General features: G+C 72.4%; 20 protein-coding genes. 8 read left to right on the top strand and 12 right to left on the bottom strand.

Translation table 11 applies throughout. From position 1 onward, the window contains the following. Positions 1–17 precede the first annotated feature (17 nt). The 3 genes from OG488_RS23175 to rocD all read left to right on the top strand — a co-directional run bounded on the left by OG488_RS23175 (position 18) and on the right by rocD (position 3,271). On the top strand, positions 18–728 hold the full coding sequence (locus tag OG488_RS23175; protein WP_443074240.1) for an RNA polymerase sigma factor: 711 nt from the start codon (positions 18–20) through the stop codon (positions 726–728). Continuing rightward, a complete protein-coding gene (locus tag OG488_RS23170) occupies positions 725–1,693 on the top strand; it encodes a hypothetical protein (RefSeq protein WP_329232030.1) in 969 nt (322 codons plus the stop codon). Before OG488_RS23175 ends, OG488_RS23170 begins: the two co-directional genes overlap by 4 nt. A 348-nt stretch (positions 1,694–2,041) precedes the next feature. After that, the gene (gene rocD, locus OG488_RS23165; protein ID WP_329232028.1) at positions 2,042–3,271 is read left to right on the top strand and encodes an ornithine--oxo-acid transaminase; all 1,230 of its coding nucleotides are present in this window, start codon (positions 2,042–2,044) and stop codon (positions 3,269–3,271) included. Positions 3,272–3,383: 112 nt separating this feature from the next. Here the strand turns inward: rocD and OG488_RS23160 are convergent, their stop codons facing one another. From OG488_RS23160 to pdxR, 3 genes are all read right to left on the bottom strand, one after another. After that, positions 3,384–4,571: a glutathionylspermidine synthase family protein gene (locus OG488_RS23160; RefSeq protein WP_329232026.1), complete on the bottom strand. Its 1,188-nt coding sequence runs from the start codon at positions 4,569–4,571 to the stop codon at positions 3,384–3,386. Positions 4,572–4,578: 7 nt separating this feature from the next. Beyond that, positions 4,579–4,860 (bottom strand): hypothetical protein, encoded by a 282-nt coding sequence (locus OG488_RS23155; protein ID WP_329232024.1) that lies wholly within the window; start codon positions 4,858–4,860, stop codon positions 4,579–4,581. A gap of 127 nt (positions 4,861–4,987) precedes the next feature. Further along, entirely contained in the window at positions 4,988–6,388 is a 1,401-nt protein-coding gene (gene pdxR / locus OG488_RS23150; protein WP_329232022.1) for a MocR-like pyridoxine biosynthesis transcription factor PdxR, read from the bottom strand. Positions 6,389–6,435: 47 nt separating this feature from the next. Here pdxR and OG488_RS23145 point away from each other — a divergent pair, with 47 nt between their 5' ends. Both OG488_RS23145 and OG488_RS23140 read left to right on the top strand, forming a co-directional pair. Then, a complete protein-coding gene (locus tag OG488_RS23145) occupies positions 6,436–6,945 on the top strand; it encodes a carboxymuconolactone decarboxylase family protein (protein WP_329232020.1) in 510 nt (169 codons plus the stop codon). A gap of 152 nt (positions 6,946–7,097) precedes the next feature. After that, positions 7,098–7,835 (top strand): isocitrate lyase/PEP mutase family protein, encoded by a 738-nt coding sequence (locus OG488_RS23140; protein WP_329232018.1) that lies wholly within the window; start codon positions 7,098–7,100, stop codon positions 7,833–7,835. 207 nt (positions 7,836–8,042) lie between these two features. On the opposite strand, the gene OG488_RS23135 is transcribed toward OG488_RS23140, so the two are convergent. The 4 genes from OG488_RS23135 to OG488_RS23120 form a co-directional block, all read right to left on the bottom strand. Next, complete coding sequence (locus OG488_RS23135; protein ID WP_329232016.1) at positions 8,043–9,032, bottom strand: malate dehydrogenase; 990 nt, start codon at positions 9,030–9,032, stop codon at positions 8,043–8,045. Positions 9,033–9,208: 176 nt separating this feature from the next. Then, the gene (locus tag OG488_RS23130) at positions 9,209–10,276 is read right to left on the bottom strand and encodes a helix-turn-helix domain-containing protein (protein WP_329232013.1); all 1,068 of its coding nucleotides are present in this window, start codon (positions 10,274–10,276) and stop codon (positions 9,209–9,211) included. 413 nt (positions 10,277–10,689) lie between these two features. Beyond that, on the bottom strand, positions 10,690–11,289 hold the full coding sequence (locus tag OG488_RS23125; RefSeq protein WP_329232011.1) for a DUF3017 domain-containing protein: 600 nt from the start codon (positions 11,287–11,289) through the stop codon (positions 10,690–10,692). A gap of 19 nt (positions 11,290–11,308) precedes the next feature. After that, positions 11,309–12,187, bottom strand: a complete 879-nt coding sequence (locus OG488_RS23120; protein WP_329232009.1) for a bifunctional methylenetetrahydrofolate dehydrogenase/methenyltetrahydrofolate cyclohydrolase — start codon at positions 12,185–12,187, stop codon at positions 11,309–11,311. Positions 12,188–12,422: 235 nt separating this feature from the next. Here OG488_RS23120 and OG488_RS23115 point away from each other — a divergent pair, with 235 nt between their 5' ends. Then, the gene (locus tag OG488_RS23115; protein ID WP_329232007.1) at positions 12,423–13,019 is read left to right on the top strand and encodes a hypothetical protein; all 597 of its coding nucleotides are present in this window, start codon (positions 12,423–12,425) and stop codon (positions 13,017–13,019) included. A 60-nt stretch (positions 13,020–13,079) separates the two neighbouring features. On the opposite strand, the gene OG488_RS23110 is transcribed toward OG488_RS23115, so the two are convergent. The 3 genes from OG488_RS23110 to purN all read right to left on the bottom strand — a co-directional run bounded on the left by OG488_RS23110 (position 13,080) and on the right by purN (position 16,912). Continuing rightward, positions 13,080–14,540 (bottom strand): DUF2079 domain-containing protein, encoded by a 1,461-nt coding sequence (locus OG488_RS23110; RefSeq protein ID WP_329232005.1) that lies wholly within the window; start codon positions 14,538–14,540, stop codon positions 13,080–13,082. Positions 14,541–14,715: 175 nt separating this feature from the next. After that, positions 14,716–16,269 carry a bifunctional phosphoribosylaminoimidazolecarboxamide formyltransferase/IMP cyclohydrolase gene (gene purH / locus OG488_RS23105; protein ID WP_329232003.1) on the bottom strand — a complete coding sequence of 518 codons (1,554 nt, stop codon included), beginning with the start codon at positions 16,267–16,269 and terminating at the stop codon, positions 14,716–14,718. Beyond that, complete coding sequence (gene purN / locus OG488_RS23100) at positions 16,256–16,912, bottom strand: phosphoribosylglycinamide formyltransferase (protein ID WP_329232001.1); 657 nt, start codon at positions 16,910–16,912, stop codon at positions 16,256–16,258. The genes purH and purN overlap by 14 nt, the downstream gene beginning before the upstream one ends. A 239-nt stretch (positions 16,913–17,151) precedes the next feature. Here purN and OG488_RS23095 point away from each other — a divergent pair, with 239 nt between their 5' ends. Further along, entirely contained in the window at positions 17,152–18,111 is a 960-nt protein-coding gene (locus OG488_RS23095) for a hypothetical protein (RefSeq protein ID WP_329231999.1), read from the top strand. Positions 18,112–18,130: 19 nt separating this feature from the next. On the opposite strand, the gene OG488_RS23090 is transcribed toward OG488_RS23095, so the two are convergent. Next, entirely contained in the window at positions 18,131–19,927 is a 1,797-nt protein-coding gene (locus tag OG488_RS23090; protein ID WP_329238934.1) for a cell division protein PerM, read from the bottom strand. A 131-nt stretch (positions 19,928–20,058) separates the two neighbouring features. Between OG488_RS23090 and OG488_RS23085 the strand changes: the two genes are divergently transcribed. Beyond that, positions 20,059–21,234 carry a helix-turn-helix domain-containing protein gene (locus OG488_RS23085; protein ID WP_329231997.1) on the top strand — a complete coding sequence of 392 codons (1,176 nt, stop codon included), beginning with the start codon at positions 20,059–20,061 and terminating at the stop codon, positions 21,232–21,234. 163 nt (positions 21,235–21,397) lie between these two features. Here OG488_RS23085 and sucD read toward each other — a convergent pair whose 3' ends face one another. Continuing rightward, positions 21,398–22,282 carry a succinate--CoA ligase subunit alpha gene (gene sucD, locus OG488_RS23080; RefSeq protein WP_329208168.1) on the bottom strand — a complete coding sequence of 295 codons (885 nt, stop codon included), beginning with the start codon at positions 22,280–22,282 and terminating at the stop codon, positions 21,398–21,400. Positions 22,283–22,293: the final 11 nt, after the last annotated feature.

Genomic DNA, 22,293 nt, shown 5'->3' with positions numbered 1-22,293 from the left:
ACCGGTGTAGGAAAGATGTGAGGACGCTGGAGGGGGCATTGGAGCCGGGCCCGGAGGAGGGCCGTGCCATCGACGACGGGGGTGGGGGTGGTGCTGTCGGGCGTGCCGGAGGGCCGTCGGGGGGTGGTGCCGACGACGAGGCCCGGGTGATCGCCCGCGTGCGCGCGGGGGACGCGGAGGCATACGCGCAGCTGGTGCGTGCCCATACGGGCGTCGCGCTGCGGGCCGCGGTCGCCTTCGGAGCGGGGGCGGACGCGGAGGATGTGGTGCAGGCGGCCTTCTTCAAGGCGTACCGGGCCCTGGGCCGTTTCCGGGACGGAGCGCCGTTCAGGCCGTGGCTGCTGCGCATCGTGATGAATGAGACCAGAAACACGGTCCGCTCGGCAGGGCGTGCCCGAGCGGTGGCCGGACGCGAGGCCTGTTACCAGGGAGCGGACCCGGTGATACCCGATGCGGCGGACCCGGCGGTGGCTGCCCTCGCACAGGAGCGCAGGACGCTCCTGACGGCGGCACTGGACGAGCTGAGCGAGGAGCAGCGCCAGGTGGTGACCTGCCGCTATCTCCTGGAGATGGGCGAGGCGGAGACGGCGCAGACCCTCGGCTGGCCCCGGGGGACGGTGAAGTCCCGGCTGAATCGTGCGCTGAGGAAGCTGGAGCGGCGGCTCGGCGGACAGCTGGGCCCTGAGCGGGACGGCCGGATCGCAGGGGAAGGCGGGGAGAAGCGATGAGCGACGCGAGGGACGCGGATGAGCCCGAGCGTCCGGAGGACGGGCGGCGGGCGCGGCTGCGGGCCGAGGATGAGCCCGGGCGTCCGGAGGACGGGCGGCGGGCGCGGCTGCGGGCCGAGGATGAGCCCGGGCGTCCGGAGGACGGGCGGCGGGCGCGGCTGCGGGCCGAGCTGATGGCGCTGGGCGGCGGGCCGGGCGTGCCGGAGACCGACGGCGCCACGATGGCCGAGCGGGTCATGGCGCAGATCGTCGCCGAGGGGGTGCCCGCGCCCGTGCGGGAGCCGGCGGGGTGCCTGGAGCGGATCCGTGTGTGGTCCCGACGGCGTCTCAGGGTCCTGGCCGCCGCCTGCTCCGGTCTGCTGGTCGTGCTGGTGCTGACGCCGCCGGTGCGGGCCGCGGTCGTCGAGTGGTTCGGCTTCGGCGGGGTCGAGGTGCGGTGGGCCCCGGAACCACCGGAGGGTCTTCCGGGGCGGGAGGCGGAAGGGCCGGCCTGCGGCGCCCCGGTGTCCATGCCGGAGGCGGCCCGGCGCGCGGGCTTCCGGCCGGTCGTGCCCGGCGTGCTCGGCCCACCGGACACGGTCGCGGTGACGGGTCTGCCGGAGGGCCGGTCGATGGTCACGCTGTGCTGGCGGGAGGGCGGGCGGGCGATACGCCTCGACGCGTTCACGGCCGGTCTCGATCCGTACGTCACCAAGCAGGTGCGCACCGAGCCGCAGTGGCTGGAGCTGGAGCAGGGCGACGGCGGGGAAGGGCGGACGGCGGGGAGCACGTCCGCAGCGGCGTGGTTCGCGGAGCCTCATCTTCTGGAATTCATGATGATCGGGGAGCACGGCGACCGCTGGGTCCGGACGGAACGGACCTCGGGGCCGACGTTGCTGTGGATGCGGGACGGACGGATGACCTTCCGGCTGGAAGGCGTGGACTCGCCGGCACGGGCGCGCGAGATCGCCGAGTCCACGCTCTGAGCGGTCACCGAAAAGAGGCCGCAGCAGGCGGAACCTCAGCGATCCGGCCGGTGTATCCAAGGTGATGCTGTCCCGAGAGGCCGGGCGGTCCTGCGGGTGGGCCGGCCTGGCCGTGGGGTCGGCGCTGACGTCGGCGGTCCTGCGGTCCGGAGCGCGGCGGCGGGAGCCCCGCCGGCGTCAGGATCTCCTCGACGGCTGATCGGCGGAGGGAGCGGAACCGCGAGGGCGAGGCCCGGAAAGGGGGTCCACGAGGCGCGCCGCGCACGGAAGGTTTCCGTGTCCCGCGTCCGACCGACGATACAAAGTGGGCACCACCCGCGCCCACGCCGCACGACGAACGGAGATCCCGTGTCGACCACGGAAACCGCCATTGCCTCCGCCGAGGCGCACAGCGCACACAATTACCACCCGCTGCCGGTCGTCGTCGCCTCGGCGGACGGCGCCTGGATGACCGACGTGGAGGGGCGCCGCTATCTCGACATGCTCGCCGGCTACTCGGCGCTCAACTTCGGACACGGCAACCGACGTCTGATCGACGCGGCCAAGGCACAGCTCGACCGTGTGACGCTGACGTCACGTGCCTTCCACCACGACCGGTTCGCCGAGTTCTGCGCGCAGCTCGCCGAGCTCTGCGGCATGGAGATGGTCCTCCCCATGAACACGGGGGCGGAGGCGGTGGAGACGGCGGTGAAGACGGCCCGCAAGTGGGGGTACCGCGTCAAGGGCGTACCGGACGGGATGGCGAAGATCATCGTGGCCGCGGACAACTTCCACGGCAGGACGACCACGATCGTGAGCTTCTCCACGGACGCCGAGGCGCGGGCCGACTACGGCCCGTACACACCAGGGTTCGAGATCGTGCCGTACGGGGATCTGACCGCGCTCTCCGAGGCGATGACGGAGAACACCGTCGCGGTGCTCATGGAACCGATCCAGGGCGAGGCCGGGGTGCTGGTCCCGCCGTCCGGTTATCTCGCCGGAGTGCGGGAGATGACCCGCGATCGGAACGTGCTCTTCATCGCCGACGAGATCCAGTCGGGTCTGGGCCGCACCGGCCGGACGTTCGCCTGTGAGCACGAGGGCGTCGTGCCCGACATGTACGTCCTGGGCAAGGCGCTGGGCGGTGGTGTCGTGCCCGTCTCCGCCGTGGTCTCGTCCGCCGCCGTCCTGGGGGTCCACAAGCCGGGCGAGCACGGATCGACGTTCGGCGGGAATCCGCTGGCCTGCGCCGTCGCCCTGGAGGTGATCGCGATGCTCCGTACCGGTGAGTTCCAGCAGCGCGCGGCGGAGCTGGGCGACCATCTCCACCGCGAGCTGGGCCTGCTGACGGGCGGCGGCGCGGTGGAGGCCGTGCGGGGCCGAGGCCTGTGGGCGGGGATCGATATCGCCCCGGCTCTCGGGACCGGCCGGGAGATCTCGGAGAAGCTGATGGACCGCGGTGTGCTGGTCAAGGACACGCACGGCTCCACGATCCGGATCGCCCCGCCCCTGGTGATCAGCAAGGAGGACCTGGACTGGGGCCTGGAACAGCTCCGCGGCGTGCTGGCCGGGCGGCCGGCCGAGCGGGTGACCAGCTGACCGGCGGCGCCGGCCGGTCCGAGGGGCGGTGACCCAGGCCGGCCCGGACCGGCCGGGCGGCCGGGGCTGCCGGTCACCGGCCCTGACTGCCGAGGCTGCCGGGGCCGCCGGCTCAGAGGATGACGTGGGGCAGGAAGCGGGCGTACTCGTCCGTGATCAGCCCCGCCGATTCCCGGATCCCCAGTCCGGCGGCCTCGTTCTCCACCACCCAGGCGCCGAGCACCACACGGTTGCCCGAGAAGTCGGGCAGTGGTGCCAGCTCCTGGTAGCAGCAGGGCTCGTCGCGCAGCACCGGAGCGCTGCCCGGTTCGTGGACGGTGACCCCGGCGCCCTCACGGCCGAGCAGCGGCTTGGCGACGTACCCCGCGGCGCCGGCCCCGGCCAGTTCGCGGGGGCCGTCGAGATAGGCGGGGAGGAGATGGGGGTGGCCCGGGTACAGCTCCCAGAGGATGGCCAGCAGCGCCTTGTTGGAGAGGAGCATCTTCCAGGCGGGTTCGATCCAGCAGGTGCTGCCGGTGCCACCGCCGTTGTCGAGGGTGTCCAGCACATGGGGACCGAAGCGGTCCGTCGCCAGCCACTCCCACGGGTACAGCTTGAAGCAGCTGCGGATGAAGCGGAGCCGCTCGTCGACGAAGCGGCCGGACAGCCGGTCCCAGCCGATCCGCTCGACGGAGAGCGCCTCGGTGGCGATCCCCGCCTGCTCGGCGGTCTCCCGCAGATAGGCGACCGTCATCAGGTCCTCACCCAGCTCGTCGCCGTCGGAGTGGGCGAAGTGCAGGGGACCGGGGGGCAGCAGCGGGGCCTGCCGCTTCCAGGCGTCGACGAGACGCTCGTGCAGCGAGTTCCACTGGTCCGCCCCGGGGAAGCGGTCCTCCATCCAGAACCACTGGGGGCTGGCCGCCTCCACCAGCGACGTGGGGGTGTCGGCGTTGTACTCCAGCATCTTGGCCGGGCCGGTCCCGTCGTACCGAAGGTCGAACCTGCCGTACAGGGAAGGAAGTTCGGCACGGCGTCGCCAGGACTCGGCTATCAGCCGCGCCAAGCGGGCGTCCGTGATGCCGAGATCGGCGAAGCGGTCGCGCTCGACGATGTGCGCGGCCGCGGCCAGGCACATCGTGTGGAGCTCCTCCACGACCTCCTCCAGCGCCTCGACCTCGGGAAGGGAGAACACGTAGTAGGCGCTCTCGTCCCAGTACGGGCGCAGTGACCCGTCCGGGTAGCGGGTCAGGGGGTAGATCAGCCCCTGCTCCTCGACGGTCTCCTGCCAGCCCGGGCGCGGGTCCGTGGTGCGGCGTTCCATGAGGGGGTCAGCCGCCGCTGGAGCCGGAGGAGCCGAATCCGCCGCGATCGACCGCGGACTTGTCGAAACTGCCGCCGGACATCCGGTTCTTGTGGCTGCTGCCCCCGTAGTAGTAGGTACCGCTGCCGTTGCTGTCCTCGCACTCGTAGCTCGGCAGGATCTCCTGGGTCACCCGGTCGACGCACCGCTCGTCCGGTTCCGAACTGCAAGCGGTGAGCGTGGCCGCGAGCATTCCCATGCCTCCGAGCACGACGGTGCTCGACCTCAGCCTGCGCCTGCGCGTGTCCATGTGCTGTCTCCCCGTCGTACCGACAAGCCGGCGTCTGCCCGCCTGCGAACTGCCAGTCAGATTAGATGCATGGCACGCACGGCTGAAACCCGGTGTCGCGCGTTCTCTCGCCACAGCGGCGTCCCGCCTACGGGAGCACCCGGCAGAGCGCGTCCAGCGCGCCTGCCCAGCCGCTCTCCGACGGCGTGCCGTAACCGATGACCAGCCCGTCCCGCCCCGGCTCCGCGTCCTGGTGCCGGAAGCGCGAGAGCTTCTCCAGCGCGAGCCCCTGCCAGGTGGCTGCCTGGACGACCGACTGCTCCGTCCCCTCGGGGAGTTCGAGCACGGCGTGCAGCCCCGCCGCGATCCCGCTCACCCGGAAGCCCGGTGCCCGCTCGGCGAGCGCCTCCACGAGCTCGTCGCGGCGGCGACGGTAGCGCAGCCGCATGGCCCGCACATGCCGGTCGTACGCCCCTGACGCGATGAACTCGGCGAGCGTCAGCTGGTCCGGCACACCGGACATCCAGTCGAAGCCGCCCTTCGCCTCGCACACCTCCTCCACCAGTTCCTCGGGCAGCACCATCCAGGCCAGCCGCAGGCCCGGGGCCAGCGACTTGCTCGCCGTCCCCATGTAGACGACCCGTTCCGGATCGAGCCCCTGCAGCGCGCCCACGGGCTGGCGGTCGTAGCGGAACTCGCCGTCGTAGTCGTCCTCCAGGATCAGCCCGCCCGAGGAACGCGCCCAGTCGACCGCCGCCGCCCGCCGGTCGGGATGGAGCGGGACACCCGTGGGGAACTGGTGGGCGGGAGTCAGCAGCACCGCCCCCACACCCGGCACCTCTCCCAGCGCCCCGGTCCTGGCCCCGAGCCCGTCCACCGGGATGCACGGGGTGGTCAGCCCCGCCTCGGCGAGGAGATTCCAGTGGATGTCCAGGCCGTAGGACTCGACGGCGGTCCGCCGCACCTTGTGGCGCCGCAGTACCTTGCCCATCAGAGTCAGCCCGTGGACGAACCCGGAGCAGATCACGATGCGTTCGGGATCCGCGTACACCCCGCGGGCCCGCGCGAGATAGTCCGCCAGCGCGGCCCTCAGTTCGACGCGCCCCCGCGGGTCGTCGTACCCGAAGGCCATGTCGGGAGCGGCCGTGAGCGCGCGCCTGGTGGCCTTGAGCCATTCGGCGCGCGGGAAGGCCGAGAGGTCCGGGGACCCCGGCATCAGATTGTGGGCGGGGCGCCGCCGCACCGGCCGGGCCCGGGGATCCCGCCCGACGGGACCGGGCGCGTCGGCCCGCCGCGCGACCCTGGTCCCCGAGCCCTGCCGTGCCGTGAGCCAGCCCTCGGCCACGAGCTCGGCATAGGCGTCGGCGACGGTGTTGCGCGCGATCCCGAGGTCCGCGGCCAGTGTCCGGGAGGAGGGCAGCCGGGTACCGGGCGTCAGCCGCCCCGTCCGTACGGCTTCCCGCAGCGCGTCCATCAGCCCGCTGCGGAGGCCCGGGCCGATGGGCTCGATGTGCAGGTCGGCGCCGAAAGCGGCCCAGGAATCTGTCATGGAAGTGGACCATACCGGTGCGCCATCCGGCCGTTAGCGTCGAACGCATGACGACGCACACGCATCACACGCCCACCGCCAACGCCCCCGAACACCCCGCCCGTCTGCAGTGGGCCCAGCTCGCCCCCGACGTCTACAAGGCCATGGTCCGGCTGGACGCGGCGTCCCGTAAGGGCCTGGACCCGGTCCTGCTGGAGCTGGTGAAGATCCGCGCCTCGCAGCTCAACCACTGCGCCTTCTGCCTGGACATGCACACGAAGGACGCCCTCGCGGCGGGCGAGTCCGTCGAGCGGATCATCCAGCTCAGCGCGTGGGAGGAGTCGCAGCACTTCTACACGGAGAAGGAGCTGGCGGCCATCGAGCTGACGGAGGCGGTGACCGTCCTCACCGACGGTTTCGTGCCCGACGAGGTCTACGCGAAGGCCGCCAAGCACTTCGAGGAGGCCGAGCTCGCCCAGCTGATCGCCGCGATCACCGTGATCAACGCCTGGAACCGGTTCGGCGTGACCGCGCGGCTGACCCCGGGGCACTACACGCCCGGCGACATCAAGCACTGAGCCCGGGCCGCCGGGCCCGTGTCGCCGGATCGGTGGCACCGAGCCCGGACGGCCGGACCCGGAACACCGGCGCGGCGCGGGGCGGCGGGGCGAGCATCCTCGCTCCGCCGCCCCGGCCGTGCAGCCCCGCACCCTCCAGCACCGGAGCCCTGATGAACGACCCCGTCTCCGTCTTCCACGCCCTGCACCATGGCCGCCCCCCGGGCGACCCGCTCGTCCTGCCCGGGCCGTGGGACGCCGCGAGCGCCCGCGTGTTCGAGGACGCCGGATTCCCCGCCCTGGCCACACCGAGCGCGGGCATCGCCGCCTCCCTCGGCTACGACGACGGAAGCACGCCCCCCGCCGAGATGTTCGCAGCCGTGGCCCGGATCGTCCGGTCCGTGTCCGTTCCGGTGTCGGCGGACATCGAGGACGGCTACGGACTGGCCCCCGACGAACTGGTCGAACGCCTCCTGGAGGCCGGCGCGGTCGGTTGCAATCTGGAGGACTCGACCGACGGCGTGCTCGTCGACCCGCGCCGGCAGGCCGACCGGCTCGCAGCGGTGTGCGCGGCGGCGGACGGGCGCCTCGTCGTCAACGCCCGTGTCGACACGTACATCCACGGGGACCCCGCCGCCACGGACGTGGTCGCGGACACGATCGTCCGCGCACGTCTCTACGCCGGAGCCGGAGCGGACTGCGTCTACCCGATCAAGGCCCCGGCGGACGTCCTTCCGCGCCTGGCCGCGGCGGTCCCGGCCCCGCTCAACGCGCTCGGCCTGCCCGACGGCCCGTCCACCGTCCGGCGGCTCGGCGAGCTGGGCGCGGCACGGATCACCTTCGGTCCCCAGCTGCAGCGCGGGGCCACGGACGCCGTACGCGCCCTCGCGGGCCGGCTGCTCGGCCGCTGAACCGCGTCGGCCGCCGAGTTGCGTCGGCCGCTGAGCCGCATAGACCGCTGAGCTGCTCGGCCGCTGAGCCGTATCGGGTCGCTGAACCGCTCGGTCGCAGAACCGCGTTCGGCCGCTGCGTACACACACGAGGGCGCCCCCCGCAGCAGTTGCTGACGGGGGGCGCCCTCGTGACGGTGCGGGGTCCGACCGGTGGCCGGATTCCGGTCAGATCAGGCCGAGCTCGCGGACCGCGTCGCGCTCCTCGGTGAGCTCCTTCACCGACGCGTCGATGCGCGCACGGGAGAACTCGTTGATGTCCAGGCCCTGGACGATCTCGAACTTTCCGTCCTTCGTGGTGACCGGGAAGGAGGAGATGATGCCCTCGGGCACGCCGTAGGAGCCGTCCGACGGGATACCCATCGAGGTCCAGTCGCCCTCGGCCGTGCCGTTGACCCAGGTGTGCACGTGGTCGATGGCGGCGTTGGCGGCCGAGGCGGCCGAGGACGCGCCACGGGCCTCGATGATCGCGGCGCCGCGCTTGGCGACGGTCGGGATGAAGGTGTCGGCCAGCCATGCCTCGTCGTTGACGACCTCGGCGGCGTTCTTGCCGGCGATCTCCGCGTGGAAGATGTCCGGGTACTGGGTCGCCGAGTGGTTGCCCCAGATCGTGAGCCGCTTGATGTCGGAGACGGCGGCACCGGTCTTGGCGGCCAGCTGCGAGATCGCGCGGTTGTGGTCCAGGCGGGTCATCGCGGTGAAGCGCTCGGCCGGTACGTCCGGGGCGGCGGCCTGGGCGATGAGGGCGTTGGTGTTGGCCGGGTTGCCGACGACGAGGACCTTGATGTCGTCCGCGGCGTTGTCGTTGATGGCTTTGCCCTGCGGCTTGAAGATGCCGCCGTTGGCGGACAGCAGGTCGCCGCGCTCCATGCCCTTGGTGCGGGGGCGGGCGCCGACCAGGAGGGCGACGTTGGCGCCGGCGAAGCCGACGTTGGCGTCGTCCGTGATCTCGATGTTGCGCAGCAGCGGGAAGGCGCAGTCGTCGAGCTCCATGGCGGTGCCCTCGGCGGCCTTCAGGCCCTGCGGGATCTCGAGGAGTCGCAGGTTGACCGGCACGTCCGGGCCGAGCAGGTGGCCGGAGGCGATGCGGAAGAGCAGCGCGTAGCCGATCTGGCCGGCTGCGCCGGTCACGGTGACATTCACGGGAGTGCGGGTCATGGCGATCTCCGTTAGACAGCTGGCGGTGGGGGTCCCTGCCCCTGGTGCGGGATACCTCTGAATCTTGACGTGAAGAGATATCCAGCGGTCAGGCTATCCGACCCTCGTCCCCCGGACCGCCCGCCCCCCTGTGGCACCGCACACAGTCGGTTACGTAGCGCAGCCGTACCGTCCCGTCACTCCGGGGTGGTGCAGCCGGTCGCTCCGGAGACGAGGGTGGCGCAGGCCTTCGCGTCGGAGGCCTTCCTCACGGCGACCATCGGGGTGTAGGCGTCGGCATCAGCACCCCCGCCGACCGTGCCGTCCTGCTCGGACGCGCCGGAGGCGATCCGGACGGTGTCGCCCGGCGACACCTGGGTGATGCGGGCCCACGCGGTCCCGCAGGTCCTGCTGTAGCGGACCTCGACGAGGCCTCCCCCGACGGTCGCCCTGGCGACGGTGGAGGCGAACCGGCCGCCGCACCCCATGGCTTCCGGGTCCTGTCCGTCGCAGTCGGCACCGCTGCACCCGACCCCGGCCGGCAGCGCGGCCACGCTGGTGGCCGGATCGGCGGGCGGGGTCGCCGCCACCGCACCGGCGTCGTCGCCTCCGCCCGGCTCGGTGACCAGGACGGCCCCGGCTATGAGCAGGAGCACGCCCAGGGTTCCCGCCAGCAGCAGGGGCATCCGGCGGCGCCCGCCGCCCCGCCGCTCGCCCGGGCCGCCGGCCGCCGGGGTACCGCTTCCGCCGGGGTCCGGTGCCGAGCCCTGCCGCGGCTGCTGCGGAATCCGCGGGACCGTGCCGCGCTGGACGGGGACGGACGGGGTCCGGCCGGCGTCATGGCCCCCTCCCCCGGGAGCAGGGGCGGTGGAGACCCCCGCGCCGCCGCCCGCACGCCGGCCCGCCACGGGCGCCGCGGCCACGCCCGCCTCGCCGAGCGCCGCGCGCGCCTGGGAGATCCTGATGGCTTCCATGGTCATGTCGTGGCGCATCTCGGAGCGGCTCCAGGCCCGCTCGGCCAGCTCCCACATGGTCGTCAGGTGGTGCTGGGGCGCGCCCGTCACCTCGGCGAGCGCGACGATCGCCCCCTTCGGGGCGAGCAGCCTGCCGTGGAGATAACGCTCCCACGAGGTCTTGCTGTAGCCGGTGCGGTCGGCGACCGCGGCCAGGCTCAGGCCGCAGCGATCCACCAGTCCGCGCAGTTGGCCGACGAACTCCCGCATCTGCGGATCGAGTTCTTCCGGTAGTGCCTTCCAACGAGGCATCGCTTCCCCCCAGTCGAGTCCCCGCGCTTCGGACTACCCAGAAGGATGCACCGATCCCGCTCACCAGTTCCGGAGAACGGGTCGCACGGGTGCATGCGGTAGGAGCGCACGCTCCTCCGCGCGCCGTAGGACGCACCGCGTCGCGCGCCCCAGGACTCACCGCATCGCGCACCGGAGGACGCACCACGCCGGCTTCACACCGTTGCCGAACGATCACAGCGTGGCGGAATGGTCACTTCCGTGCCACAGGCGGCAAGCACCCCTTGAACCCGACACCTCAGGTCCATGACGCTTGACCCAGGACAGGGCAAGGCCGCTCAAGTCGCCGCATTCCGGCGCTTCTCGCACCGGCGCCCCGTCCGGTGTCCGTCCCTTCTCGGGGGAGGGGACGGACACCCTTCGCACACGGAGCCCTAGCGGATCGTGAAGTGGACCACGTCCTGCAGGATCGGCACCTGCAGCCACGGGCCCGGCTGCGCCATCAGCGCGAGCAGCACGATCAGCGTGCCCATCAGCCCGTACGTGACCAGATCGGTGAACCGGGACCGGACGGCGAGCATGCCGACGGAGGGGACGACCCAGCGCAGCACCCCACCGGCGAGCAGGGCGATACCCATCAGCATCGCGCCGACCCTGAACGCCTGGTCGAAGGCGTTGGTCCCCACGATCAGCAGACCGACACCGGCGGTGCAGAGCACCGTGAGCAGAGGCCACTGACGCGCGGGCGCGGGGGCGTCCCCCGGTGCCGCGCGGCCGCCGCCCTCGGGGCGCGCGGTGTCACGGGTCAGCGAGAAGCGGCGCGAGGGCGCCCAGGTCGAGCCGCTGCCCTCGGCTTCCGCCGCGGCCCCTTCCGCCTCGGCGACGGGTTCCCCGGAGGCCTCGGCCTCCCCGGGCTCCTGTGCCGCAACGGCTTCCCCGGTTCCCTCGGACACCCGGTCCTCCTCGGGGCCCTCCGCCTCCGCGACCGGTTCGGCCGCGTGCGTACCGTCCGCCGGACTCGTACCAGCACCCATGACGCTCCTCCGGTCCAGGTCAGCCGGCGGACACGGCGGAGGCCTCGGCGGCGGCGCGTTCGGCCGCCTCGACCACGTTGACGAGCAGCTGGGCCCGGGTCATGGGGCCGACGCCGCCCGGGTTCGGGGCGACCCAGGCCGCCACCTCGGCGACACCGGGGTGGACGTCGCCGACGATCTTGCCGTTCTCGTCGCGGCTGACGCCGACGTCCAGGACGGCCGCGCCCGGCTTGACGTCCTCGGGCTTGATCAGGTGGGGCACACCGGCGGCCGCGACGATGATGTCCGCCTGCCGGAGGTGCGCCGAGAGGTCACGGGTGCCGGTGTGGCACTGGGTCACGGTCGCGTTCTCGGACCTGCGCGTCAGCAGCAGCGGGAGGGGGCGGCCGATGGTGACACCCCGGCCGACGACGACCACGTGGGCCCCGTTGATCTCCACGCCGTGCCGGCGGAGGAGGGTGACGACGCCCTGCGGGGTGCAGGGGAGCGGGCCCGACTCGTTCAGCACGAGCTTGCCCAGGTTCATGGGGTGCAGCCCGTCCGCGTCCTTGGCCGGGTCCATCAGCTCCAGGATGCGGTTGGTGTCGATCCCCTCGGGGAGGGGGAGCTGCACGATGTAACCCGTGCAGTCGGGGTTGGCGTTGAGCTCCCGTACGACCTCCTCGATCTCCTCCTGGGAGGCGGTGTCGGGGAGTTCGCGCTGGATGGATCCCATGCCGACCTGGGCGCAGTCGCGGTGCTTGCCGTTCACGTACCAGCGGCTGCCCGGATCGTCCCCGACGAGCAGGGTCCCCAGGCCGGGGGTGATGCCCTGTGCCTTGAGGGCCGCCACGCGGACGGTCAGATCGGACTTGATCGCAGCTGCGGTGGCCTTGCCATCGAGAATCTGGGCAGTCATGACGCCCATCCTCGCGGATGACCCCGTCCGGGTACCAATCGTGGCTTGCCACGTGGACGCGAGATTGCACTTGCACAACACATTCGGCAATCAGCTGGACAAAAAGCCGATGTCACGACGACGATAAGGCCCGCATCACCGCGGACAGTGTCGGGGGGACCACCGTTCTGATTGCACACGATTCCTCCGCCCGGGCCGCGTCGTCCCCGCATATTCACAACGGAGGAATCTCGCCATGAGCTTCGGCGATCCCAACAACCCCTACGGCCAGCAGCAGGGCCAGCAGCAGGGCGGCCAGCCGGGCTACGGCTACCCGCAGCAGTCCCCGCAGGGCGTGCCCCAGCAGGGCTACGGCTACCCGCAGGCCCCGCCGGTCCAGGGCGGTTACGGCTACCCGGGCGGCCCCACCGAGATGCCGGGCGGCGTGAAGGCCTCGCGCGTCCTGCTCTACGTGATAGCCGGCCTCCAGGTCATCGGTGCGATCTTCGTGGCGCTCGCCGCCGCGGCCGTGAACGCGGCCAAGGAGGACCCGACGCTCAAGGAGGACGTCCAGTTCCAGCAGCTCGCCGACTACTCGGGCGCAGCGCTGTGGGGCATCGTCGTCTTCGCGATCCTGTGGGGCGTCCTGGCCGTCTTCCTCGCCGCCAAGTTCGGCAAGGGGGGCAACGGAATCCGCATCACGGCCATCGTCTTCGGCGTGATCACCGCGATCCTGGGCATCTACCCGTTCATCGTGATCGGCCTCATCCACACGATCCTGGCCATCCTGGTCGTCGTCTTCGTGGCCAAGTCCGACGGTGGCGCCTGGTTCAACCGCCAGCAGCAGCACTGACACCCCGGCGCACCCGCGCTCGAAGGCCGTGGCACCCGCTCAACCGCGGGTGGGCGGCCTTCAGCCGTTTCCGGGCACCGGCGTGGTCCGCTCCATGACGACGAAGGAGCCCGCCTCGCGGGTGATCCGGTACTTCGCCTCGGGATGCAGTTGCTCGGCGTACTTCACCGGGTCGTCGATCGGCCGCGACCAGCCGAAGTCCAGGTTGATCGCGACGACGTCGGGTGCGGTGCCGGGTGCCCCGCCGACCCAGTAGACGGTGCGGTCCGCGGTCAGGTGTGCCATCAGCGTGATGTCCGTCTCCACCCGCGCGCCGACGGGGATGGCGTCCAGCGCCTGTTCGGCGGCGTGGGTGCGCGCGTCGGAGCGGTACGTCTCCGGGCGCAGCAGGTCGCGCAGCGGAAGGTGCTGGGTGAGGGCGACGGCGACGGCCGCGGCCATCGGGACGGCGACGTTCGCATACGAGACGAGCCAGGGCCGCTTCGAACCCTGGCTGCGGCGGACGCCGTCGGCCATGGCGAGGAAGACCACCGGCATGAGGATCGCGCTGTAGTGCCAGACCATGCCCCAGTGGTTGGAGTCCTGGGAGAGCAGACGCCAGCCGATCGTGGGCAGGACGAGCAGGATCAGGGGGGAACGCAGCGCCATGAAGGCGGTGATGCCGACGAGGAAGACCAGCATCTCCAGCTTGACGGAGGAGTTGAACACGCCGAGGACGGAGTCGAGCAGGGAGACCTCCTGCCCGCCGTTCTCCTCGATCTTCTTCCAGTAGTCGTACTCCCCCGCGCTGCTGGCCGCCGGGATGAGCACGAGGACGGTCAGCGCGAACGCGACGATTCCGAAGGCCGCCAGCAGGAACCCCTGGAGCCGCCGCCCGTACAGCGCGAGGAGTCCGCCGACGACGGCGACGGTCACCCCGAGGTCCTCCTTGACCAGGACCAGCGGCAGCGACCACAGGACGACCGCCCGCCAGCGCTCCATGAGCAGCGCCCGGCAGACCAGGGCCAGCAGCGGGACGGCGAGGGCTATCTCGTGGAAGTCCGACTTCACCGCCTCCTGCAGTCCCCAGGACAGCCCGTACGCGACGGTGACGCAGAGGCCGGAGCGGCCGCCCAGCATCTGCTGGACGGTGCGCCCGACGATCACCGCGGAGACGGCGAACAGCGCGGCCTGGGCGAACAGCAGGGCCACCGCGGACGGCCAGATCCAGTAGAGCGGGACGAGGAGCGCGACCACGGGACTGAAGTGGTCGCCGAGTATCAGGAAGCCCGGGCCCTTGATGTCGACGACCGGGGCGTCGAACCCGGCGTAGGCCCGCACCTCCTGCTCGAAGATGCCCAGGTCCCAGGAGGGTGACTGGAAGTGGCTGAACCGCAGGTACCCGTAGAGGAAGTAGAGCGCGCACAGGACCGCGGCCGCGATCAGGTACGGGCGCAGGGGCGCCGGGTGCGGTGTGCTCCGGGCCGGTCCGGGCGCCTGCTCCCCGGGCGCGTCGGTCTCACTCTGGTTCAGGTCAAGCACGGTGCCCCCGCAACGGAATCCCTCACTGGTCACTGCCGGTCGCACCGGTCCCGCCCGCCACGGCCCGACAAGGCCATTCATTAGAACAGAGGAACGACCGTCATCCGTACGCCGGGACGCGCCGCAGGCCGCACCCCGAGCGGGTGCGGCCTGCGGCGGTGCTCCGACCCGACGGTCAGTGGAAGAAGTGGCGCGTACCGGTGAAGTACATGGTCACGCCCGCCTTCTTCGCGGCCTCGACGACGAGTTCGTCACGGACGGAGCCGCCCGGCTGGGCGACGGCCTTGATGCCGGCGGCGGTCAGGATCTCCAGACCGTCGGGGAAGGGGAAGAACGCGTCGGACGCGGCGTACGCGCCCCGGGCCCGCTCCTCGCCGGCCCGCTCGACGGCGAGCTTCGCGGAGTCGACGCGGTTGACCTGGCCCATGCCGACGCCGACCGAGGCGCCGTCCTTGGCGAGCAGGATCGCGTTGGACTTGACCGCGCGGCACGCCTTCCACGCGAAGGAGAGCTCCCTGAGCTCCTCGGCCGAGAGTGCCTCTCCGGTGGCGAGGGTCCAGTTGGCCGGGTCGTCGCCGTCGGCCTGGAGCCTGTCGGTGACCTGGAGGAGCGCGCCGCCGTCGATCGGCTTGACCTCGACGGTGGAGGCCGGGGCGTCGGGGCAGCGCAGGACGCGGATGTTCTTCTTGCGGGCCAGGACCTCGACCGCGCCGTCCTCGTACGCCGGGGCGACGATGACCTCGGTGAAGATCTCCGCCACCTGCTCGGCCATCTCGACGGTCACGGGACGGTTGACGGCGATGACGCCGCCGAACGCGGACAGCGGGTCGCAGGCGTGCGCGTTGCGGTGCGCAGTCGCGACGTCGTCGGCGATGGCGATGCCGCACGGGTTGGCGTGCTTGATGATCGCGACGCACGGTTCGGCGTGGTCGTAGGCGGCACGGCGCGCGGCGTCGGTGTCCGTGTAGTTGTTGTAGGACATCTCCTTGCCGTGCAGCTGCTCGGCCTCGGCGAGGCCGCCCTCGCCGGAGGTGTAGAGCGCGGCGGGCTGGTGCGGGTTCTCGCCGTAGCGCAGGACGTTCTTGCGCGCGTACGTCGCACCGGAGAAGTCGGGGAAGCCCGAGTCGTCGGCGGCCGCGTAGCCGTCGGCGAACCAGGAGGCGACGGCCACGTCGTACGCGGCGGTGTGCTGGAAGGCCTCGGCGGCGAGCCGCTTGCGGGCGGTCAGGTCGAAGCCGCCCGCCGTGACCGCCGCGAGGACGTCGGCGTAGCGCTCCGGGCTCGTCACCACGGCCACGGACGGGTGGTTCTTGGCGGCGGCGCGGACCATCGAGGGACCGCCGATGTCGATCTGCTCCACGCACTCGTCGTCGGAGGCGCCGGAGGCGACGGTCGCCTTGAACGGGTAGAGGTTGACGACCACGAGGTCGAACGGCTCCACGCCGAGCTCGGCGAGCTGCTCGCGGTGGGCGTCCAGGCGCAGGTCGGCGAGGATGCCGGCGTGCACCCGGGGGTGGAGCGTCTTGACGCGGCCGTTGAGGCACTCGGGGAAGCCGGTGAGCTCCTCGACCTTGGTGACCGGCACTCCGGCGGCCGCGATCTTCCCGGCGGTGGAGCCGGTGGACACCAGCTCGACACCCGCCTCGTGCAGACCGCGGGCGAGGTCTTCGAGCCCCGTCTTGTCGTAGACACTGACCAGGGCGCGGCGGATGGGCTTATTCACCGACATGACCGAGATGAACCTTTCGTCCCTCAATGCGATAGCCGTCACGGGCGAGCCGCCCCACGGCCTCGACGAGCAGCTTGCGCTCGACTTCCTTGATGCGTTCGTGGAGGGCGGCTTCGCCCTCCACGGTTTCCTCTTCGGTCACCTCGACCACGCCCTGCGCGATGATCGGACCGGTGTCGACGCCGTCGTCGACGAAGTGGACGGTGCACCCGGTGACCTTCACGCCGTACGCGAGCGCGTCGCGCACGCCGTGAGCACCGGGAAAGCTGGGGAGCAGGGCGGGGTGGGTGTTGACGACACGGCCGCCGAACTCGGCGAGGAAGCCCTTGCCCACGATCTTCATGAACCCCGCGGAGACGACGAGGTCCGGGCGGTGCTCCGCCACGGCCGCGGTCAGGGCCTCGTCCCAGGCGTCACGGCTCGCGTACTCGCCGAGCTTGCGGACGAAGGTGGGAAGCCCGGCGCGCTCGGCGCGCTCGATGCCGACGGTGCCGTAACGGTCCGCGCCGACCGCGACGATCCGGGCGCCGTAGCCCTCGGGGTCGTCGCCGATCGCGTCGAGGAGTGCCTGGAGGTTCGTGCCTGAGCCGGAGACGAGCACGACCACACGGGCCGGAGCGGCGGAGGGGGGCGGCGAGGCCACAACAGGGCCCTTTCTCGCGTGGTGGAGCAGGTACGCGATGTACAGGAGGTGCGTTTGTATGGTCGTACGAAAGAAGCTCACCCCGCGATACGGGGAACTCTACGAACGGTCCGACCGTCAGCAACGATACCGGCACACCCGGCGGCCCCCACGGGACGGGGGCGTGACCGGGAGGTAGCGTCAGGGGACAGGGAACCGCCCCCGGGCGGAAATGACGAGATGGGGAAGACGTTCACCACATGCCGGACCGCCTCCGCACCGCCCTTGGCCACCCGCTGCCCGAGCGGGCATCCACGCTGATGCGGGAACGCCAGTCCTCATCGCCGGACTCCTCGTCGGGCTCGGGTTCCCCTTCGGGATCGGGATCCTCGTCCGGGTCGTCGAAGGCGTCAGGGTCATCCGGGTCGCCAGGGGCGCCAGGGTCGTCCGGGTCATCCGGGTCGTCCGACGACAACCCGTTCGCGGCGCCGCCCGAGGACCGTCCCGACCAGCCCTGGCAGCCCCGCCACCCTTCCCACGCGCCGGGTAACCAGGGCAACGGCGGGAGCGGTGACGGCAGCGAGGGACAGCCCGACGACCGGCCGGTCTGGGGCAGTCAGTGGAGCGACCAGCAGCCGGGACGCCAGAACGGCGGGTTCGGCGGCCGTCCGGCCGGGAGCGGCGGGCCGGGCGGGCAGGGCGGCGGCCCCGAGAACAGTCCCGGCGGGCTGCGCTGGGACCCGACCGACCCCGCCCAGCGGCGCGCCCGCTACGCGGTGCTGGGCGGCATGTGGGCGTTCTTCTTCGCCCTCTTCGACTTCCCCGAGATCGCGATGCTGCTCGGCGCCCTCGCCGTCTACTGGTCGATCAGCGCCCTCCGCGGCGGCCCGCGCAAGCCCCCGGCGACCGGCGCGGGATCGCCCGCGGCGACCGGCGGCAACACCCCGGACAGGGCGACCCCTCCCCCGGCACCGGGCGCCGCGCCCGGAGCGGCCCCCGGCACCGCGCAGATCAGCAGCCGTCAGCAGACGACGGCGGCCGTGAGCGGCCTGGTGACGGCGCTGCTGGCCCTGGCCATCGTGGCCACCGGCTACACGGTCCAGCTGGTCTACCGCGACTACTACACCTGCGTGAACGACGCGCTCACCAAGTCCGGCGCGCTCGCCTGCAACGAGAAGCTGCCCGACCCGCTGGAGCCCTTCTTCGGCGTGAAGAAGTAGCCCACCCGCACCGGACGCGCTACACGCCGTCCTCCCGGCCGGATTCCGAGCGCCCCTGGGCCTCCGGAACCCGGCCGGTCGGCGTATCGGGCCGGGGGCCGGAGTCGGACTCGGGCTGGGGCTCGGGTTCGGACCGGGGCTCGGGCTCGCGCTGGGGCTGGGGCTGGGGCTGGGGCTCTGGAGCGTCCGCCTCCGGTGCGGGCTCGGACACGGGCGCTTCGGTGGCAGCCGAGGAGGCAGCGGCCTCAGGGGCGGGCGGGGGTGCCGGGACGGAGGGCGGCGGCTCGACAGGGGGAGGTGCCTGCGCCGCCCCCGGGGCTGCCGGGAAGTCGGCCATCAGCCCGCCCGAGTTCTTCTTCAGCGCGGCCCAGCGGGCCTTTCTCGCGCCGTCCTCGTGCCAGGGGCCGGCCGACAGGAAGTCGTACGGTTCCGCGTCCTCGCCCGCACCACCGGGCTTCTTCGCCCCGTCCTGCTCCGGCTTCTGATCCGGCTTCGGATCGGGCTCCGCCGGCCGCGACGCCCCCTTCACCGCGTCCCATCGCCATCCCCACCTGCGCTCCCTCAGTCGCCACGCCCTCAACAGCAACGCCGCCGGTACGCCGACGAGGGCCACCCACGCGAGGGCCGCCGGACCCACCAGCCACCACACGGGGCCGAACTCGGCCAGCGCCCCGGTACCCAGCGGACCACCCGACGCCGCCGCCAGCGCCGCCGCGCCCGCCCCGCAGCCGACGGCCGCCACTCCCGCGACCACCGCAGTCGTACCCTGCCCCCACGCCTCCTCGCGCGCACCGGCCACCGGCGCCGCCCCTCGCGCGACGAACCGGGCGACGGTCAGACCGGCCACCAGCGGCACCGCGACAGCGGCCCAGTTCGCCGGCGTGCCCGGGCCGTGGGACGGCACCGCGGCGAGCAGCGGGAAGTCCGGCAGCGCGGGAGGCCCGGTGAAGGCGAGCGGGGTCGCCAGGGAGGCCGTACCGAGGGCGAATCCCGGGCCGAGGCCGTAGGACGCTCCCCACATCGCCGCGTTCGGTACGAGCGCCGTCGCCAGCAGGAGGACGGAGACCCGGCCCGCCCAGTCGCCGGACAGCCCGAGGAAGGACTCCCTCGCCGCTCCCGAATGCCACACCAGCGCCACCGCCACGAGCAGTGCCCCACCGCCGAGGAGCATCAGGACACCGGCGGCGGCCGACCGCAGCGCGACACCGGCCCCGGACCGGAAGCGGGCGCGGGCGGCCGCCTCCTGGAGCCGCAACGGCGCCCAGACAAGGAGGGGGGCCAGCGGCCGTCCGCGCCCCGCCCACACCCCCGCTGCCGCCGCAGCGGTCACCACGGCGGTGAGCGGAAAGGCCAGCGAGGCCCGGTCGGCGGGCAGCGCGCCTCCTCGCGCGTACGCCGCTGCGGCGAGCACCACCAGCAGGTATCCGGCGCTCACCGCGCAGAACGCGCCGACCGGCGAGTGCCCGCCCCCGGTCTCGCCCGCAGGCTCCGCCGACTCCCGGGCGGCACGGTGCACCAGCCACACCGGCAGCACACCGAGCAGCAGGGGAACGGTCGCCACGGGTGCGGGGTGTCCGCCCACCGTGTCGGCCCTGACGAGTTCGGCCCCATGGGCGAGCAGCCAGAGCCCTGTCGCCACGTGGAAGGCTCCGCTCGGCCCGCTGTCCGGGTAGGGAGAGCTGATCCACAGCATCGTGACCAGGACGGCAAGCGCGCCGAGTCCCAGCCCCGCCGCGAGCACCCCGCGCACGAAGGCGGAGGCCACGGCGGCGGACCTGCTCCGCTCGGCAGGCAACATCGGGCTGCACTCGGTCACTTGGGTCACGCGGCCATGCTGCCAACGACACGCGCTTATTTCGTGTAACGGGCGAATGGCCGCTGTGTCGCCCAATATACGTTTATGTACTTTTTCACCCAGTGCAGTGCCCTCGGGGACGGGGGCCGGGCATGACACGGAGCGCCACCGGTCCCGCCCCCGGCGTCCCGCTGCCCTCCCCGGTGGAGCGCCGCAGGCTGCGCGAGGCCAGGGCGCTGAGTGAGGAACAGGTCGCGACCGCCGTGGGCGTCACGCCCGCCACCGTCCGCGCCTGGGAAACAGGGCGCGCCAGCCCACGGGGCCGCCGGCGCACGGCCTACGCCAGGCTGATCGGCTGCGCCGAAGGCCGTCCAGCGCCGCACCTCTCCGTCGAAGCCACCGGGAGCAGCACGATGTCCCCGACCGAGCCCGGCACCATCCCCGCCCTCGCTGTCACCACCACCACCGGCCGAACCGCATCCGCCGGGGACGCCCCGGCCCGGGAGGGCTTCACCGCCGAGAAGGCGTTCGACGCCCTGTACGACCACGCGGCCCCTGGACTCACCCGCCAGATGTATCTGCTGACGGGTCGTCGGAGACTCGCCAGGGAGGCGGTCGAGCACGCGTTCAGGATCGCCTGGCAGCGCTGGCCCGAGGTGGCCAGGGACCGTGATCCGGCGGGCTGGGCGCGGGCAGCGGCGTACGAGTACGCGATGTCGCCCTGGCATCGGCTGCGCCGCGCCCACCGCCGGGCGGACGCCCCGCCCGAGGACCCGGAGCGGCACACGCTGCTCGACGCGCTGCTCGGCCTGCCGCCCTCGTACCGTCGCACGCTGCTGCTGCACGACGGTGTGGGGCTGGGGCTGCCGGAGACGGCCGCCGAGACGGAGGCGAGCACCCTTGCCGCGGCGAACCGGCTGGTGCACGCGCGGGCGGCTGTCGTCGAACAGCTGGCCGGGCCGTCGGAGCTCTCGGAAGCGGGCCACGGGACCCTGGGGCTCCACGGGCGGCTGAGCGCACTCGCCCTCGCCGAAGAGGTGCCCGCGCCGCCACCGGCCCCGGTCGTCCGGGCGGGCAGTGAGCGCATCGCGGAGCTCTGGACCCGGGCCGCGCTCTGTTTCGGGGTGCTGCTCGTCAGCGCGACGGCGTTCACCCTGCACACCGCGCCCACCCAGTACGAGCAGCCGCTGTCACCCGCCGAACGCGTCGGCGGCGTCCCGCCCCGGGGCGGCCCGGAGCATCTGACGCCACAGGACCTGAAGTTGCAGAAGGCGCTGCGGGGCGAACTCACCCACGGTCCGGAGCGCCTGGTTCCGCGCATTCCCTGACGCCTGCGCACTCCCTGCCGCGTCCGCGTTTCCTGACGCGTCCGCCCCGAAGACGTACGAGAACGGCGCGGGTCCGCACCCCCTCGATGAGGGGTGCGGACCCGCGCCGGTTTCCGCGTGAAGCGGTGAAGCGGTGAAGCGGTGATCCGTGTGGGGCGGGCGGTCAGCCGCCGAGGATCTCGCGCGCCAGCTTGGCGGTCTCGGTCGGCGTCTTGCCGACCTTGACGCCGGCGGCCTCGAGGGCCTCCTTCTTGGCGGCCGCGGTGCCGGAGGAGCCGGAGACGATGGCGCCGGCGTGGCCCATGGTCTTGCCCTCGGGCGCGGTGAAGCCCGCGACGTAGCCGACGACCGGCTTCGTGACGTTCTTCGCGATGTAGTCGGCGGCACGCTCCTCGGCGTCGCCACCGATCTCGCCGATCATCACGATGAGGTCGGTCTCGGGGTCCGCCTCGAACGCCGCGAGGGCGTCGATGTGCGTGGTGCCGATGACCGGGTCGCCACCGATGCCGACGGCGGACGAGAAGCCGATGTCACGGAGCTCGTACATCATCTGGTAGGTCAGCGTGCCGGACTTGGACACGAGACCGATGCGGCCGGGCTTGGTGATGTCACCCGGGATGATGCCGGCGTTGGACTGGCCGGGGGTGATCAGACCGGGGCAGTTCGGACCGATGATCCGGGTCTTGTTGCCCTTCGAACCGGCGTACGCCCAGAAGGCGGCCGAGTCGTGGACGGCGATGCCCTCGGTGATCACGACGGCCAGCGGGATCTCGGCGTCGATGGCCTCGACGACGGCGGCCTTCGCGAAGGCCGGCGGCACGAAGAGGACCGACACGTCGGCGCCGGTCTTCTCGATCGCCTCGGCGACCGACCCGAATACGGGAACCTCGGTGCCGTCGAAGTCGACGGAGGTGCCCGCCTTGCGGGGGTTCACGCCACCGACGATGTTGGTGCCGTCGGCCAGCATGAGCTTGGTGTGCTTCATGCCCGTGGCGCCGGTCATCCCCTGGACGATGACCTTGCTGTCCTTGGTGAGGAAGATAGCCATGGTGTTGGAGT

Source organism: Streptomyces sp. NBC_01460 (genome assembly GCF_036227405.1).
Lineage (GTDB): Bacteria > Actinomycetota > Actinomycetes > Streptomycetales > Streptomycetaceae > Streptomyces.
Note: the sequence above shows the minus strand (reverse complement) of the source record. Positions and strands in the feature narration are given on the sequence as shown.